This window comes from Rhodococcus sp. UYP9 (genome assembly GCF_040547235.1).
Taxonomy (GTDB): domain Bacteria; phylum Actinomycetota; class Actinomycetes; order Mycobacteriales; family Mycobacteriaceae; genus Rhodococcoides.
On sequence record NZ_JBEPPH010000006.1, the window covers coordinates 188,395 to 203,952 of the forward strand.

At 62.6% G+C, this 15,558-nt stretch carries 17 protein-coding genes; 12 read left to right on the forward strand and 5 right to left on the reverse strand.

The genetic code is table 11. From position 1 onward, the window contains the following. Positions 1-42 precede the first annotated feature (42 nt). From ABIB36_RS17745 to ABIB36_RS17775, 7 genes are all read left to right on the forward strand, one after another. Positions 43-1,818, forward strand: a complete 1,776-nt coding sequence (locus ABIB36_RS17745; RefSeq protein ID WP_354561587.1) for a long-chain-acyl-CoA synthetase — start codon at positions 43-45, stop codon at positions 1,816-1,818. A gap of 112 nt (positions 1,819-1,930) precedes the next feature. Continuing rightward, the gene (gene folP / locus ABIB36_RS17750) at positions 1,931-2,791 is read left to right on the forward strand and encodes a dihydropteroate synthase (RefSeq protein ID WP_354561467.1); all 861 of its coding nucleotides are present in this window, start codon (positions 1,931-1,933) and stop codon (positions 2,789-2,791) included. Further along, positions 2,788-3,720: a glucosyl-3-phosphoglycerate synthase gene (locus ABIB36_RS17755; RefSeq protein ID WP_354561469.1), complete on the forward strand. Its 933-nt coding sequence runs from the start codon at positions 2,788-2,790 to the stop codon at positions 3,718-3,720. Before folP ends, ABIB36_RS17755 begins: the two co-directional genes overlap by 4 nt. Before the next feature lie 29 nt (positions 3,721-3,749). Next, entirely contained in the window at positions 3,750-4,040 is a 291-nt protein-coding gene (locus tag ABIB36_RS17760; RefSeq protein WP_084346025.1) for a DivIVA domain-containing protein, read from the forward strand. After that, positions 4,037-4,645 carry a DNA-3-methyladenine glycosylase I gene (locus ABIB36_RS17765; RefSeq protein WP_354561472.1) on the forward strand — a complete coding sequence of 203 codons (609 nt, stop codon included), beginning with the start codon at positions 4,037-4,039 and terminating at the stop codon, positions 4,643-4,645. Before ABIB36_RS17760 ends, ABIB36_RS17765 begins: the two co-directional genes overlap by 4 nt. A gap of 98 nt (positions 4,646-4,743) precedes the next feature. Then, a complete protein-coding gene (locus tag ABIB36_RS17770) occupies positions 4,744-4,911 on the forward strand; it encodes a DUF3117 domain-containing protein (RefSeq protein ID WP_084346353.1) in 168 nt (55 codons plus the stop codon). Positions 4,912-4,998: 87 nt separating this feature from the next. Next, a complete protein-coding gene (locus ABIB36_RS17775; protein ID WP_354561475.1) occupies positions 4,999-5,853 on the forward strand; it encodes a methyltransferase domain-containing protein in 855 nt (284 codons plus the stop codon). Here the strand turns inward: ABIB36_RS17775 and glgA are convergent. After that, positions 5,820-6,998 carry a glycogen synthase gene (gene glgA / locus ABIB36_RS17780; RefSeq protein WP_354561589.1) on the reverse strand — a complete coding sequence of 393 codons (1,179 nt, stop codon included), beginning with the start codon at positions 6,996-6,998 and terminating at the stop codon, positions 5,820-5,822. The two genes, ABIB36_RS17775 and glgA, sit on opposite strands and share 34 nt — an antisense overlap. 76 nt (positions 6,999-7,074) lie before the next feature. Between glgA and glgC the strand changes: the two genes are divergently transcribed. Beyond that, on the forward strand, positions 7,075-8,289 hold the full coding sequence (gene glgC / locus ABIB36_RS17785; protein ID WP_084346022.1) for a glucose-1-phosphate adenylyltransferase: 1,215 nt from the start codon (positions 7,075-7,077) through the stop codon (positions 8,287-8,289). Between the two features lie 23 nt (positions 8,290-8,312). On the opposite strand, the gene ABIB36_RS17790 is transcribed toward glgC, so the two are convergent. Beyond that, positions 8,313-8,945 (reverse strand): O-methyltransferase, encoded by a 633-nt coding sequence (locus tag ABIB36_RS17790; protein WP_179142219.1) that lies wholly within the window; start codon positions 8,943-8,945, stop codon positions 8,313-8,315. A gap of 239 nt (positions 8,946-9,184) precedes the next feature. Between ABIB36_RS17790 and sigE the strand changes: the two genes are divergently transcribed. The 4 genes from sigE to tatB are packed head-to-tail and all read left to right on the forward strand — an operon-like array spanning position 9,185 to position 12,100. After that, positions 9,185-9,817 (forward strand): RNA polymerase sigma factor SigE, encoded by a 633-nt coding sequence (sigE, locus tag ABIB36_RS17795; RefSeq protein WP_084346350.1) that lies wholly within the window; start codon positions 9,185-9,187, stop codon positions 9,815-9,817. Between the two features lie 16 nt (positions 9,818-9,833). Continuing rightward, complete coding sequence (locus ABIB36_RS17800) at positions 9,834-10,169, forward strand: hypothetical protein (RefSeq protein ID WP_143542093.1); 336 nt, start codon at positions 9,834-9,836, stop codon at positions 10,167-10,169. 9 nt (positions 10,170-10,178) lie between these two features. After that, positions 10,179-11,636, forward strand: coding sequence for a S1C family serine protease (locus tag ABIB36_RS17805; RefSeq protein ID WP_256895530.1), 1,458 nt, complete (start codon positions 10,179-10,181; stop codon positions 11,634-11,636). A 17-nt stretch (positions 11,637-11,653) separates the two neighbouring features. Continuing rightward, positions 11,654-12,100, forward strand: coding sequence for a Sec-independent protein translocase protein TatB (gene tatB, locus ABIB36_RS17810; RefSeq protein ID WP_084346019.1), 447 nt, complete (start codon positions 11,654-11,656; stop codon positions 12,098-12,100). A 20-nt stretch (positions 12,101-12,120) separates the two neighbouring features. On the opposite strand, the gene ABIB36_RS17815 is transcribed toward tatB, so the two are convergent. The 3 genes from ABIB36_RS17815 to ABIB36_RS17825 are packed head-to-tail and all read right to left on the reverse strand — an operon-like array spanning position 12,121 to position 15,533. Further along, on the reverse strand, positions 12,121-12,894 hold the full coding sequence (locus ABIB36_RS17815) for an amino acid ABC transporter ATP-binding protein (protein WP_084346018.1): 774 nt from the start codon (positions 12,892-12,894) through the stop codon (positions 12,121-12,123). Continuing rightward, positions 12,891-14,351 carry an amino acid ABC transporter substrate-binding protein/permease gene (locus ABIB36_RS17820; RefSeq protein ID WP_084346349.1) on the reverse strand — a complete coding sequence of 487 codons (1,461 nt, stop codon included), beginning with the start codon at positions 14,349-14,351 and terminating at the stop codon, positions 12,891-12,893. The genes ABIB36_RS17815 and ABIB36_RS17820 overlap by 4 nt, the downstream gene beginning before the upstream one ends. Before the next feature lie 48 nt (positions 14,352-14,399). Then, the gene (locus ABIB36_RS17825) at positions 14,400-15,533 is read right to left on the reverse strand and encodes an Mrp/NBP35 family ATP-binding protein (protein ID WP_354561481.1); all 1,134 of its coding nucleotides are present in this window, start codon (positions 15,531-15,533) and stop codon (positions 14,400-14,402) included. Positions 15,534-15,558 lie beyond the last annotated feature (25 nt).

Consider the following 15,558-nt stretch of genomic DNA (forward strand, 5'->3'; position numbering starts at 1 on the left):
TGGAGTAAGGTAATGGGGATCACATCGCTCGAAGGGGAGTACATGGCTGTCGATGCCCGTCAGAAGATTGGACTGACCGACCTCGCGGTCGCGTTGCCGAAAATGGTGACGGAGGTGCCGAGCATGCTGCGCGGTGTCTTGGGCTTTACTCGCAAACCTCATCACAAGGCCTCGATCGGCCTGGTGTTCCAGGATGCCGCTGCCAAGCGCGGAGACCGACCGTTCGTGCGATTCGAAGGTGAATCGGTGTCGTACGCCGAGGCCAACGCGATGGTCAATCGGTATGCCCACGTGTTCACCGACCTGGGCGTAAAGCGCGGCGACGTGGTCGGTGTGCTCAGCAAGAACAGGCCGGAGGCGCTTTTCGCGGCGCTCGCTGCCGTCAAGCTCGGCGCTACCGCCGGAATGCTGAATTACAACCAGCGGGGCAACGTCCTCGAACACAGCCTCGGCATCCTGTCGGCGACCGTACTGGTCCTCGACGAGAACGCTCAGGAAGCGCTCGATTCCTTGGACGACGCTCCCGAGGCGGGCGTAGTTCTGCCGATGCGCGAGCTTGCCGAACTCGCGGCGGATGCCAGCGCGGACAACCCTTCGGTGACTGCGCAGATCCAGGCCAAAGAGAATGCCTTCTACATTTTCACCTCCGGCACCACCGGCCTGCCGAAGGCAAGTTTGATGAGCCATTTCCGCTGGCTCAAGTCGATGTCCGGGCTGGGCAACATGGGTGTGCGGCTGCGCGAAGACGACGTCATCTACTGCTGCCTGCCGCTCTATCACAACAATGCGCTGACGGTGACGCTGTCGTCGGTGCTCGCCGGCGGTGCGGCGATGGCCATCGGTAAACAGTTCTCGGTCAGCAACTTCTGGGAAGACGTCAAGGTCAACAAGGCGACCGCGTTCACCTACATCGGCGAATTGTGCCGCTACCTGCTGACCCAGGAGAAGCGGCCGGACGACCGAGACAACACGATCGAGCTCGTCGTAGGCAACGGCTTACGCCCCGAGATCTGGGAAGAGTTCACCGAGCGTTTCGGAATCTCGCGAGTTGCGGAGTTCTACGGCGCCAGCGAATGCAACATCGCGTTCATCAACGCATTGAACATGAAGAAGACTGCAGGCATCTGCCCGCTGCCGTATGCCGTCGTCGAATACGACGAGGAGTCGGGCGAGGCGAAGCGCGGAAGCAACGGCCGGCTTCGCAAGGTCGGAAGCGGCGAGGTAGGTCTTTTGCTGTCCAAGGTCACCGACCGCGCGCCGTTCGACGGCTACTCGGACGAGAAGGCGACGGAGAAGAAGCTCGTTCGAGACGGTTTCAAAAATGGAGACTGCTGGTTCGACACCGGCGACCTGGTCCGGCATCAGGGTTGGATGCACGTCGCGTTCGTCGACCGACTCGGTGACACTTTCCGGTGGAAGGGAGAGAACGTCGCCACGACGCAGGTCGAGGGCGCGCTCGGCGGACACCCATCGGTGGACGGTGTGGTCGTGTACGGCGTCGACATCGAAGGAACCGACGGCAAGGCAGGTATGGCTGCGGTGACGTTGCGTGACGGTGAGAGCTTCGATGGAAAATCGGTCGCCGAGCATCTCTACGACAAACTGCCCTCGTACGCGGTTCCGCTGTTCGTCCGTGTCGTGGACAGTCTCGAGCAGACCTCGACGTTCAAGAGCCAGAAGGTTGCCCTGCGCAAACTCGGCTACGGCGACGACCCCGAGGCCGAGTTGTACGTACTCCGCGGCAAGTCGGGTGGGTACGACAAGGCGTACGACGGATACGTCGACGAGGTAGCTGCAGGCAAGGCCCCCAGGGGTTAGGGAAGAAGCGAAGCGGTCAGTGTGACTTCCAGCCACTGGCCGAATCGATCTTCTCGACCAGCCCGAGCGGCCGCGCAGCATTCGGTGCGTGCAGGGATGCCACTATTGATTCATGAACACCCTTTGCGGCAAATCGGTCGCCACCGACCGCGCACTCGTCATGGCGATTGTGAACCGCACCCCGGATTCGTTCTACGACAAAGGTGCGAATTTCACCGACGACGCGGCCATGGCGTCGGTGCACCGCGCTGTTGCCGAGGGTGCGGACATGGTCGACATCGGCGGTGTGAAAGCCGGCCCCGGTGATGTGGTCGACGCGGCCGAGGAAATCCGTCGCGTCATTCCGTTCGTCGAAGCCATTCGAGGCGAATATCCCGATCTGTTGATCAGTGTCGATACCTGGCGTAGCGAGGTGGCAAGGCTCGCGTGCGGAGTCGGTGCAGATTTGATCAACGACACCTGGGCGGGGGCCGATCCCGGTCTCGTTACAGTCGCGGCGCAAGAGGGCGTCGGGATCGTGTGTTCACACACCGGAGGCGCGACGCCACGGACGCGTCCGCACCGCGTCCGATATACCGATGTCGTTGCCGATGTCGTCGCCGAGGTGACGAACGCAGCAGAAGCGGCGCTTGCCGCCGGAGTTCGTCGCGACTCGATTCTGATCGATCCGACCCACGATTTCGGAAAAAACACCTATCACGGGCTCGAGTTGTTGCGGCGAGTGGACGTTCTTGTAAACACCGGATGGCCAGTGCTGATGGCGCTCAGCAACAAGGATTTCATAGGCGAGACTCTAGGTGTAGAACTCGCCGACCGGTTGGAGGGAACATTGGCAGCGACAGCATTGGCCGCAGCAGGCGGAGCTCGCATGTTCCGAGTGCACGAGGTCGCATCGACCAGAAGAGTCGTAGACATGGTTGCCGCAATTCTGGGGACGAGGATTCCCGAACGAACCATCAGGGGGCTCGCATGACGTTGGCCGACCGAACGGCTGTGAGGGAATCGTGGGCAGCCTCGCACAGTTGGGATGAACCTTCATGGTCTCTGGCGGAGCTGGAAGCCGCGAAGAAGGGCCGAACCGTCTCGGTGGTTTTACCAGCCCTCAACGAACAACAGACCGTGGCCGCGGTCATCGACACGATCCACCCCTTGCTGGGAGGCCTGGTCGACGAACTGATCGTCTTGGACTCCGGGTCCACCGACGCCACTGCCGAACGTGCAAGGGCCGCCGGAGCACGAGTGATCAGTCGAGAGGAAGCGATTCCAGGACTCGAACCAGTGCCCGGCAAAGGCGAAGTGCTGTGGCGCGCTGTTGCAGCGTCTACCGGTGACCTCATCGCCTTCGTGGACTCCGACCTCATCAATCCCGACCCGGCCTTCGTTCCGAAGCTGCTGGGGCCGTTGTTGACGGTCGAGGGAATTCATTTGGTGAAGGGGTATTACCGGCGCCCGTTACGGGTGAGCGGCGGCGAGGACGCCAACGGTGGAGGACGAGTCACCGAGCTCGTCGCCCGCCCCCTGCTGGCGGCTATGCGTCCGGAATTGACCAGCGTGATCCAACCGCTCGGTGGTGAGTACGCGGGCACCCGCGAGTTGTTGTCTGCCGTCCCGTTCGCCCCCGGCTACGGCGTCGAGATCGGACTGCTGCTCGATACCTACGATCGGCTCGGTCTCGACGCAATCGGCCAGGTCAATCTCGGTGTACGCAAGCATCGGAACCGTCCGCTCGTCGAACTCGGTGCCATGAGTCGTCAGATCGTCGGCACCATGCTCGGGCGATGCGGAATCCCGGACTCGGGGGCCGGGCTGACACAGTTCCGCGTCGACGGTGACTCGTTCGTCCCGTTCTCGACGGAGGTCTCGTTGGAGGATCGACCGGCAATCAACACCTTGCACGTGTGACGGGCAGGGCTGCGTGAGACGATCGATCCATGCTGACGCTCCTTCTCTACGTCGTCATCATCGCCGTGATCGCAGCCCTGCTCTTCTTCGTGGCAAGCGTCGTGTTCGGACGCGGTGAAGAACTCGGTCCGCTGCCCGAAGGCACCACCGCTACGGTGCTGCCCGCAGAAGGTGTGACCGGCGACGATGTACGAACGCTGAAATTTCAGCAAACGGTGCGTGGCTACAAGCAGAGCGAAGTCGATTGGGCTCTCGACCGGTTGGGCGCCGAGATCGATCTGCTGCGGTCTGCTCTGGCAGCAGCGAAGTCCGAGGAATGACGGCGGTACCCGGACCGGACGGTCTACTGCGCTGTCCATGGGGTGCTACCGCAGACGACCTCTATCGGGAGTATCACGACACCGAATGGGGCCGGGAAGTGCACGGCCGGGATGCGCTGTACGAGCGACTGTGCCTCGAATCGTTCCAAGCCGGCCTGTCGTGGATCACCATCTTGCGTAAACGCGACAGCTTTCGGCGCGCGTTCGCGGGTTTCGACCCGGAGAAGGTCGCTCGCTTCGGCGAGGACGACATCGCCCGACTGATGGCCGATGCCTCCATCGTCCGCAACAAGGCCAAGATCGCCGCAACGATAGCCAACGCGCGGGTCGTCCTCGACCTGGTTGGAACCGATCTCGATACTCTGCTGTGGTCGTTCGCGACCCCGCCGCGACCGAGCCGGCTCGTCGACGCCTCCGAGGTGCCGGCGGTGACCGCGGAGTCGACGGCGATGGCTGCCGACCTCAAGCGTCGTGGCCTGCGGTTCTTCGGACCGACAACGGCCTACGCGCTGATGCAGGCCACCGGAATGGTGGACGATCACCTGTCTGGCTGTCTGATGCCGGCCCTCAATACCGACTCCAGTTCCCGATATCGGCCTCGATAGGGAAGAATAGTGTTCAAGAACCTTTCTCGCCCTGCGGCGAGAAATCTTTTTTGGCCGAGGCGCAGTGCAGTGTGGCGCAGATCTGGAGGGAGCAGAGGATGGCGGCGATGAAGCCCCGGACCGGAGACGGTCCCCTCGAAGCAACCAAAGAGGGACGAGGAATCGTGATGAGGGTGCCGCTGGAAGGCGGTGGGCGCCTGGTCGTCGAACTCACCCCAGACGAGGCAGCAGCACTCGGTGAGGAATTGAGGGGCGTCACCGGATAGCTGCTGTTCTTTTCTACCCATAGCCCCGTGCGCGAAGTCGGCGAACGGGGCTTTGTGGTGATCCCAGTCCATACGGAGAGAACAAAAATGCTGAGCGAAGTGATGGATCTACTGGTCTGCCCGCACTGCACCTCGGATTTCGAGGCCATCGAGGACGGTCGCGTCGTGCGGTGCGACCGTGGGCATACCTTCGACGTTGCACGTCAGGGCTATGTCAGTTTGCTGGCGGGAAACGCAGGCAAGATCGTCGGTGATTCCGCCGAGATGATCGAGGCGCGGTCGGAGTTTCTCGACAGCGGACACTTCGATCGGATCATCGCTGCCGTAGCAGCGGCCATGTCGGCACACAATCCCGCCACCGTGCTGGAGGTGGGCGCGGGTACCGGACACTATCTGGCGGCGGTACTCGAGACGTTCGAGCGCATGAGAGGCATCGGACTCGACGTGTCCAAGCCGGCGGCCAGAAAAGTGGCTCGTGCGCATCCGCGACTGGGATCCGTCGTGGCCGACGTGTGGCAACCTCTGCCGGTACGAACCGGATCGGTGGATGCGGTCAGTTGTGTGTTTTCGCCGCGGAACGCCGCCGAGCTACGACGCATTCTGGCACCGAACGGAGTCTTGGTCGTCGTCACTCCGACCGAACATCATCAGCAGGAACTGATCGAGGCCCTCGGCCTCCTCAGCGTCGACGAGGACAAGGCGCGGCGCCTCGGAGAATCTCTCGCAGGCCGCTTCGAGCAGACGGACGCCACACGCGTCGAGTTCACGATGGCGCTCGATCACGCCGGCGTCGCAAGCCTTGTGGGGATGGGCCCGTCGGCGCGGCATTCCACGGATGCCTCGCGCCGCACTGCAATCGCCGCCTTACCGGACACAGTCGAGGTGACGGCCTCGGTGACCGTCGGTACTTACCGGGCCCTGGCCGCCAGCGCTGCGTTGTAGACGTCGAGCGTCTGCTGCGCGATGGCAGCCCATGAGAATTCGGCGACGGCCCGTGCTCGACCAGCTTTGCCCATCGCCGTCGCAGTCTTCGGGTCGAGTGCGACAGCGTTGACAGTGTCGGCCAAGGAACGCTCGAACACCTGTGGCTCGTAGGAGTTGTAGTGCACGAGGCGTCCGGTGACACCGTCGACGACCACCTCGGGAATGCCGCCGACGTCGGATGCGACGACGGCAGTTTCGGTGGCCATGGCTTCGAGGTTGACGATCCCGAGAGGCTCGTATACCGACGGGCATACGAATACGTCTGCCGCCGAAAGTATTTCGCGCACCTTTTCGGTGGGAAGCATCTCGCGAACCCAGAACACATTCGATCGGGTCTCGGCGAGTTCGGCTACTGCTCGCTCGGTGTCGGCGGCAATCTCAGGGGTGTCCGGTGCGCCCGCGCACAGGACCAGTTGAATGGCCGGGTCGAAATGATGCGCTGCCGCAATGAGGTGGCCGACACCCTTTTGACGGGTGATGCGTCCGACGAACGCCGCCATCGGCCTGTTCGGGTCGACGCCGATGTCTGCCAGTGCGGAATCCTCGGGGTCCGCCGCTGGACCTGGATGCCAATTCTCGGTGTCGATACCGTTGCGTACCACGTGGACTCGGCTGGGATCCAGGCGCGGATAGGCGTCGAGAACATCCTTGGCCATGCCCTCGCTGACCGCGATGACGGCATCCGCGTACTCGACAGCGTTGCGTTCGGACCAGGAAGAGATGCGATAACCGCCACCCAGTTGCTCGGCCTTCCACGGCCTGCGGGGCTCGAGAGAATGGGCAGTGAGAATGTGCGGCACGCCGTACAGTTCGGCTGCGAGATGCCCGGCAAGCCCGGTGTACCAGGTGTGCGAGTGCACGACATCGGCGCCGGCCGCAGCGTCTGCCATCCGTAATTCGGCGGACAGTGTCGTCAGGGCGGCGTTGGCCCCTGCCAATGCGGGATCGGGATCGTGAACCTGCGCGGTATCGCGCGGCGCCCCCATACAGTGAATGTCGACCTCGCACAGGGATCTCAACTGTGCCGATAGCTCGGTCACATGTACACCTGCGCCGCCGTAGACCTCCGGCGGATATTCCCTTGTCATCATCGCCACGCGCACATCTGTCAACCTACATTCCTTCTGTGAAACGCGTGTACTGCTGGCAAGGTTCATCCGGTGCGGATAGGTTGGGCACGTGAGGACACAACCGCACGTACTAGGCATTGTGCTGGCAGGCGGTGAGGGTAAGCGTCTCTACCCGATGACCGCCGACCGAGCCAAACCCGCCGTCCCCTTCGGTGGCGCATATCGACTGATCGACTTCGTGCTCAGTAATCTCGTCAATGCCGGTTACCTCCGGCTGTGCGTGCTGACTCAGTACAAGTCCCATTCGCTGGACCGTCATATCTCGCAAACCTGGCGTCTGTCGGGCTTCGCCGGGGAATACATCACTCCGGTACCGGCACAGCAACGTCTGGGCCCACGCTGGTACACCGGCAGCGCCGACGCGATCTTCCAGTCGCTCAACCTGGTCTACGACGAAGACCCCGAGTACATCGTCGTTTTCGGCGCCGATCACGTGTATCGCATGGACCCGGAACAGATGGTCCAGCAGCACATCGATTCGGGTGCAGGCGTCACCGTGGCGGGCATCAGGGTTCCGCGTAGCGAAGCGTATGCATTCGGCTGCATCGACTCCGATGAGAACGGCAACATCACCCAGTTTCTCGAGAAGCCGGCGCACCCACCGGGGACTCCCGACGACCCGAACGTCACCTATGCCTCGATGGGCAACTACGTGTTCACCACCAAGGTGCTCATCGACGCCATCAAAGCCGACGCCGAGAACTCCGACTCCGACCACGACATGGGCGGCGACATCATTCCGGCTCTCGTCGAAGCGGGTGTCGCGTCGGTATACGACTTCAACGACAACGTCGTTCCCGGTGCTACCGAACGCGACCGAGGCTACTGGCGTGACGTCGGCACCATCGACGCGTTCTACGACGCGCACATGGATCTGGTGTCCGTGCATCCGATCTTCAATCTCTACAACCGTCGCTGGCCCATTCGCGGTGCCGCCGAGAACCTTCCGCCCGCAAAATTCGTGCAAGGCGGTCTCGCACAGGAATCCGTTGTGGGTGCAGGCTGCATCCTGTCGGCGGCAACGGTTCGCAATTCGGTTCTGAGCTCGAACGTCATGATCGACAGTGGCGCGACCGTGGAGGGTAGCGTCCTGATGCCCGGGGTGAAAATCGGCAAGGGTGCGGTCGTTCGTCGGGCGATCCTGGACAAGAACGTCGTCGTCGGTGACGGCGAAATTGTCGGCGTCGACATCGAGCGCGACAAGGAACGCTTCAATGTCTCCGCCGGTGGCATCGTCACCGTCGGCAAGGGCATCTGGATCTAGCGCCCGCAGATCGCCGCCCGTGTCTAACTCCGTGAGGCGCAGATCAACCCGTCGCCGAGGGGGAGCAGGACTGTCGTGAGGCGGTCGTCCTCGGCGATGGCGCGGGCGGCAGCACGGACGGCGACGGTAGTGGCGTCACGCTGGGTGGAATCGGGAACCCGTCCGCCCAGCAGGGCGTTGTGCAGCACCAGAACTCCGCCGGGTCGGAGTAGTCGCACGCTCTCCTGCACGAAATGCAAATGGTCCACCGGACTGGTGTCGATGAACACCAAGTCGTAGGTGTCGTCGGCGAGGCGGGGGAGGACATCGAGCGCCCATCCGTTGATGAGGCGCGTCCGCGATGGCGCGATACCCCCGGCACGGAACGCCTCCTTGGCGGCGCGCTGATGCTCGGGTTCGGTGTCGATGGTGGTGAGTACACCGTCCTCGCGCATGCCGTCGAGCAGCCACAGGCCGGACACTCCCGCACCAGTTCCGACCTCGACGACGGTCTTGGCGCCGAGCATCTGAGCGAAGATGCTCAGTACCGCGCCGACGGACGGTGGCACGGGTGCGGCACCGAGATCGTCAGCGCGTTCACGAGCATTGACGAGGATCTCGTCTTCCTGCACGGACTCCTCGGCGTAGGTGAGCAACTTCTCGGCATTTGTCAGCACATGCCGAGGCTATCGCGGCAGGAGCAAAGCCTGCGGAGCGACTCGGCCGATCTGGGTGCCACTTTCTCAGCGGCACCTCAGCTTTTTCATACGGTGGGCACACCCGGATGCGACAAGCTACTGGAGATCGCTTGATCGAGAAGACACACGCGGGAACATCTCGGCGGAGCCGCAGGTTGTACACGGCACGGGAGCTACACCAACGTGGTCCTGAGCAGGAGGATCCAACTATCTACAAGATCAACGGAGATCGAGACACAGCTCGATTGCCCGAGACCGCCGATTCTGCTGCTGCAGCGGATCTGAGCGGCACCGCCGTATTCGACGCTACCGGCGAAAAGAACACGATGCCGTCCTGGGACGAGCTCGTTCGCGAACATGGCGACCGCGTCTACCGCTTGGCATACCGGCTGTCCGGCAACGCGCAGGATGCCGAAGATCTCACACAGGACACGTTCATTCGTGTGTTCCGTTCGCTGTCGAACTACCAGCCCGGCACGTTCGAAGGCTGGCTGCACCGCATCACCACCAACCTGTTTCTCGACATGGTCCGTCGACGCAATCGGATTCGAATGGAAGCACTACCCGAGGACTACGACCGGGTCCCTTCCGAGCTCCCGAACCCGGAACAGATCTACCACGACGCACGCCTCGACCCCGATCTGCAGTCCGCGCTGGACTCGTTGGCGCCGGAGTTTCGCGCCGCGATCGTGCTCTGTGACATCGAAGGGCTGTCGTACGAAGAGATCGGTGCAACACTCGGTGTGAAGCTCGGAACCGTCCGAAGTCGAATCCACCGTGGACGCGCAGCGCTTCGCGAGTATCTTCGAGTGAACGGAAAGGTCGAGACGGATCACGCAAGTGTCCAGTAGCTACCAGGAGGGTTGGATGACGCAGGCCCGCAAGCCACGACAGTTCAGCTCGACCGAGCATCTGGCCAGTGAAGCAGTTGCCGCCTTCGTCGACGGCGAACTTCGAATGACCGCCTACTTACGGGCCGCCCACCACATCGCCGAGTGCCACGAGTGCGCCGCCGAGGTGGATGCGCAGCAGCAGGCGCGTAGCGCGTTACAAGGCGCGGGCGAGTTGTCCATGCCCCACTCGCTTCGTGGTCTGCTCAGCCAGATTCCGATGTGCGAACCAACCGAAGCCAAGGACGCGATCAGCCGCAGTAAACGCGCGATCGTCACCTCCGTTGTGGGTATCCGCAGGCGTCGTCGGTAGCCTGTGCGCGTGAGCACCCATACAGATCCCGAGGCACCCAGACTGCCTCCAAGGCCGCTCTATCGGCCCGAGGTGGATCCGGCGTCGGCTGCGGCGTTCGGACGTCCGAAGGGCCTCGACGGGTCGTTCACACCTCCAGCCCGACGGGCAGAGCCTTCTCCCCGAATCGCGGTGCGCACACCCGACCCAGTTCTCGCAGAGGCGTTCGGCCGCCCCACGGACGCGGACGAGTCCTTGCAACGCGATCCTGACCGAACATCCACCGACGCGGTATCCGAGCCCGAACCCGAGGATCCGTGGCGTGACCCGCATTCCTCGGTGCGGCTGGGCAACGCCGCCGAACCGGTTCCGGAACCTCCGGTTGCGCCCGACGGTCCCAAGCTCGGTGTCCGGGAGGTGCTGTTCGGCGAACGCGTCGCGCCCAAGACTCTCGTGGTGCTCGGGGCCATCGCCCTGGCGATCGGCCTCGTCGGCGGGCTGGTGGGCCGTGAGACTGCCGAGGTGACCGGCGCCTTGACCAGTCAGAAGGTCAACCTGACTCAATCGAGTGGGGAAGACCTCCCGCAGGGGCAGGTCGCCAAAGTGGCCGACGCAGTCCTGCCTGCCGTCGTCTCGATTCAGGTGACTCTCGGCGAGAACGCAGGTACCGGATCCGGCGTCGTCATCGACGGAGCCGGGTACATCGTGACCAACAACCACGTGATCTCGATGGCGGCCACCAACCCGGATCGTGCAACGCTGCAAGTGACCTTCTCCGACGGCACCAAGGTGCCCGCGAAGATCGTCGGCCGCGACACCAAGACGGATCTGGCCGTGCTCAAGACCGACGTCGGAAATCTGACGGTTGCACAGTTGGGTAATTCTGCAGACGTCCAGGTCGGCGAGGACGTCGTAGCGGTCGGCTCGCCTCTCGGCTTGAGCAAGACAGTCACCCGCGGAATTGTGAGCGCGCTCGATCGTCCGGTTCGCCTGTCCGGTGAAGGCACCGACACCGACGCGGTCATCGATGCTGTGCAGACCGATGCCGCGATCAACCCTGGTAACTCCGGGGGACCCCTGATCGACGCCGAAGGGCGTGTCATCGGGATCAACTCGGCCATCCGAAGCGAAAGCGGCGGCTCGGTTGGTCTTGGATTCGCCATTCCGATCGATGACGTCACCAAAGTCGCCCAGTCGCTCATCGCCAACGGGAAGATGCAACACCCGGACATCGGCATCAATGCGCGTTCGGTCATCAACGACGCTACGTCCGGTGCCGAAGTCGCCAACGTGCGTGCCGGTGGGCCCGCTCAGCAAGCAGGCATCGTCGAGGGTGACGTGATCACCAAGGTCGGCGATCGCGCTGTGACGAGCGCCGACGAACTGGTCGTCGCCGTGCAGTCGAGCCAGATCGGTGAGTCGACGCCTGTGCAGCTGATCCGGTCGGGTCGGCTGGTCGATGTCACCGTCACCCCAATTTCGGACTGAGGAAGTAGGCTGACGACGTGTTCGGCAACATTGGCTGGGGAGAGCTCGTCGTGCTCCTGGTAGCAGCGCTCGTCATCCTTGGTCCTGACCGGCTCCCCGGCGCCATCAGTTGGGTCACCAAGTCGATCCGTCAGGTCAAGGACTACGCGAACGGCGCGAGTCAGCAGCTCAAAGACGAATTGGGTACGGACTTCGAGGATCTTCGCAAGCCCCTCGCCGACCTCAATCAGCTTCGCGGCATGACCCCGCGCGCGGTCATCACCAAGCACTTGCTCGACGGCGACGATTCGATCTTCACGGGCAACTTCGATTCCAAGAAGCCGACCACCGGCTCTTCGGTCAGCGGCTCGTCGAGCAGCGGCTCTTCGACCAACGGCTCTCTGCCCAAGCCGGACAGTAAGCCGTCACTGGAGAAGAAGCTTCCCACCGGTAAGACTCCGCCCATCGATTCGGACGCCACCTAAATTCCCGCCCGGACGTCCGGTCAGAGCACCTTGTTCAGAAAGTCTTGCGTCCGCGGGTTCTGCGGGTTCCCGAAGAGTTGATCGGGCGTACCTTCTTCGACGATGACTCCTTCTGCCATGAAGATGATCCGGTCGGACACTTCGCGCGCAAATCCCATCTCATGGGTCACGACGACCATCGTCATGCCGCCCTTCGCAAGATCGCGCAGCACCTGGAGAACCTCACCGACCATTTCGGGATCGAGGGCTGAGGTCGCCTCGTCGAACAACATGATCGACGGGCTCATCGCCAGGGCTCGGGCAATCGCGACGCGCTGCTTCTGTCCACCGGACAGGCTGGCAGGTTTGTAGTGGGCACGATCGGAGAGGCCGACCTGCTCGAGCAGTTCGAGCGCGGAGTTCTTGGCCTCTGCCTTGGATTCCTTCTTGGTCTCCACGGGGGCAAGCATGACGTTCTCGAGGGCCGTCATGTGCGGGAAGAGATTGAAATGTTGGAACACCATGCCGATGTTCTGCCGGACCTTGTCGAGGTTCACGTTCTTGTCCGTGAGGTCGACGCCGTCGACGACGACGTGGCCGCCGGTGATGTCCTCGAGCTTGTTGAGGCACCGTAGCAGCGTGCTCTTGCCGGATCCGGACGGCCCGATGATGCACACCACTTCACCGTTTGCGATATCGGCGTCGATGCCTTTGAGCACTTCGTTGTCACCGAATGCTTTGTGTAGGTCCTTGATGGCTATCTTGACGCCGGGCCTGCCTTCGACCGGCACAGCTTTGCTCAGGTCCGCGGTCATTTGTTGATCCTCTTCTCGATCCGGTTCGACAGCTTGGTGAGGGCCATGATGATGATGAAGTACATGACGCCGATGATCAGCCACATGTTGAAGGACTGGAAGTTGCGCGCAATGATGATGCGGCCGGTCTGGGTCAATTCGGCGAGGCCGATGACCGACAGGATCGACGTGTCCTTGAGTGTGATCACGAACTGATTGATGTACGACGGGATCATCGTTCGAACTGCCTGCGGCATCACCACTTTTCGCATCGACTTCAGGTAGCTGATACCGAGGCTTCGCGACGCTTCCATCTGGCCCTTGTCGACAGCGAGTATGCCGCCGCGCACGATCTCGGCCATGTAGGCACCGGCGTTGAGTGAGAGTGTGATGACGCCTGCGGTGAACGCCGACATCTGGAAGTCCAGCGCGGCAGGGATACCGAAGTAGATGAAGAATGCCTGCACGAGAAGCGGTGTGCCACGGAAGACATCGACATAGGTTGTGCCGATGCCGCGCAGGACGATGTTCGTCGATACGCGGAAGAGGCCGAAGATCGCGCCGAGCACCAGGGCGATCGCGATCGAGATCGCAGTCAGCAGGATCGTCAGCCAGAGGCCTTCGAGCAGCAGCTTCCAGGTGCTCTTGATCAGGCCGAGAATCGAGTTGTCGTCGGTGCTGGCAGCGGAATTGAGATAGGTGTCGAGGATCTGGTCGTATTCGCCGCTGGCACGCAGGTTCGCCAGGCCGGCGTTGAATTCCTCCAGCAGCTGTGCGTTCTGACCCTTCGCGACGGCGAAGCCATAGCTGGCGCCAGGCTCCTTCTCGGTGACTGTCTTGAAGCCGTTGCCCTGCTTGATGCCGTATGCCAGCACCGGATAGTCCTCGAACACCGCGGCGGAGTTGCCGGTTCGGACCTCGTCGAACATCGATGAGGAATCGGCGAAGTACCGGGTGCTGAATCCGTACTGTTCCTTGATGGATTCGGCGAAGGTGGCGCCTTCGGTGCCGTTCTTGACCGCGACGGTCTTACCGCGAAGGTCCTCGTACGACGTCACCGAATCGTTCGAGTCGAGGACGCCCATCTGTACGCCGGAATCGAAGTACGGATCGGAGAAGTCGAAAGTAGCCTTGCGGGCATCCGTGATCGACATTCCGGCGATCATGCCGTTGAACTGACCGCCGGTGACGCCCTGCAGTGCGGCGTCGAATCCGACTGGGCTGACGTCGTACTCGAATCCCTGGTCCTCTGCGATCGCCGCGAGCAGATCCATGTCGATTCCGACGAGTTTGCCGCTTTCGTCCTGGAATTCGAACGGAGCGAACGTGATATCGGTTGCGATGGAGTAGTTCTGACCCGGCGGCGGAGCCGGCTGAGCGGCTGCGACGGCGGGTGCGAGAACTGATCCCAGGAGAACGGAGAACAGCACGAACGCCAGCGCGACTGCGCCACGGCCGTTCGATTGCGGCGTTTTCATGCTTGCCACTCTCTACCGGATTGTGTCCGAGTGGCAAGTGTTTCGAGGTTACCGGCGGGTTGTATCGATGCTGAGCGACATGCCGACCAGTCCCCGCTCACGCACAGCGAGCTTCGCTGCGACGGCTTCGAGTGCCTTCGCTGCCGGAGTCTCGGGGTGACCCAGCACGATGGGAATCCCGTTGTCACCGCCTTCTCGAACCGCGGTGTCGAGCGGAATCTGGCCCAGCAGAGGAACAGTGGCGCCGACAGCCTTGGTCAAGCGGTCGGACACGTCCTGGCCGCCGCCCGACCCGAAGATGTCCATGCGAGTGCCGTCGGGCAGCTCGAGCCAGGACATGTTCTCCACGACTCCGGCAATACGTTGGCGGGTCTGTAGTGCGATGGCTCCTGCGCGTTCGGCAACCTCCGCTGCTGCCTGCTGCGGTGTGGTGACAACGAGTATCTCTGCGCCGGGAACCAATTGCGCCACCGAGATCGCGATGTCTCCGGTGCCGGGTGGGAGGTCGAGAAGAAGGACGTCGAGATCTCCCCAGAACACGTCCGCGAGGAACTGTTGCAAGGCGCGGTGCAACATGGGACCGCGCCATACGACGGGGGTGTTGCCCTGGGTGAACTGGGCAATGGAAATGAACTTCACGCCGTAAGCCTGTGGTGGCATGATCATCTTCTCGACCTGGGTCGGCTTGGCATCGTTGCCGAACATCCGAGGAACCGAATGACCGTAGATGTCGGCGTCGAGCACACCCACCGACAGGCCGCGGGCGGCCAACGATGCGGCGAGGTTGACCGTGACGGAAGACTTTCCGACGCCACCCTTGCCCGACGCGACGGCGTACACGCGAGTCAGCGACCCGGGCTGGGCGAACGGAATGAGGGGTTCGGCGGAATCGCCTCGGAGGGATCTGCGGAGTTCGGTGCGCTGCTCGTCGTTCATCACATCGAGTTCGACGGTGATGACGCCGACTCCCGGGACGTCGGCGACGGCTTTCTTGACGCTCTCGCTGATCTCGCCCTTCATCGGGCATCCGGCGGTGGTGAGGTAGATGCCCACGTCGACTGCGCCGCCGTCGCCGATCGTGACGCTCTTGACCATGCCGAGATCGGTGATCGGTTTGTGAATTTCCGGATCGATGACCTTCGAAAGTGCTGTTCGAACGTCGGATTCCGTAAGGACTGCCATGACCCCATGCTATCGGGGCCCCGAC

What these genes read in the sequence shown, in the direction of transcription:
- ABIB36_RS17775 (WP_354561475.1), top strand. Translation starts at nt 4,999, where the DNA reads ATGCTGAGCGAAGTGATGGATCTACTGGTCTGCCCGCACTGCACCTCG.
- ABIB36_RS17815 (WP_084346018.1), bottom strand. Translation starts at nt 12,894, where the DNA reads ATGACCGCGGACCTGAGCAAAGCTGTGCCGGTCGAAGGCAGGCCCGGC.
- ABIB36_RS17820 (WP_084346349.1), bottom strand. Translation starts at nt 14,351, where the DNA reads ATGAAAACGCCGCAATCGAACGGCCGTGGCGCAGTCGCGCTGGCGTTC.
- ABIB36_RS17770 (WP_084346353.1), top strand. Translation starts at nt 4,744, where the DNA reads ATGGCGGCGATGAAGCCCCGGACCGGAGACGGTCCCCTCGAAGCAACC.
- ABIB36_RS17745 (WP_354561587.1), top strand. Translation starts at nt 43, where the DNA reads ATGGCTGTCGATGCCCGTCAGAAGATTGGACTGACCGACCTCGCGGTC.
- ABIB36_RS17825 (WP_354561481.1), bottom strand. Translation starts at nt 15,533, where the DNA reads ATGGCAGTCCTTACGGAATCCGACGTTCGAACAGCACTTTCGAAGGTC.
- ABIB36_RS17760 (WP_084346025.1), top strand. Translation starts at nt 3,750, where the DNA reads ATGCTGACGCTCCTTCTCTACGTCGTCATCATCGCCGTGATCGCAGCC.
- ABIB36_RS17755 (WP_354561469.1), top strand. Translation starts at nt 2,788, where the DNA reads ATGACGTTGGCCGACCGAACGGCTGTGAGGGAATCGTGGGCAGCCTCG.
- ABIB36_RS17800 (WP_143542093.1), top strand. Translation starts at nt 9,834, where the DNA reads ATGACGCAGGCCCGCAAGCCACGACAGTTCAGCTCGACCGAGCATCTG.
- folP (WP_354561467.1), top strand. Translation starts at nt 1,931, where the DNA reads ATGAACACCCTTTGCGGCAAATCGGTCGCCACCGACCGCGCACTCGTC.
- ABIB36_RS17765 (WP_354561472.1), top strand. Translation starts at nt 4,037, where the DNA reads ATGACGGCGGTACCCGGACCGGACGGTCTACTGCGCTGTCCATGGGGT.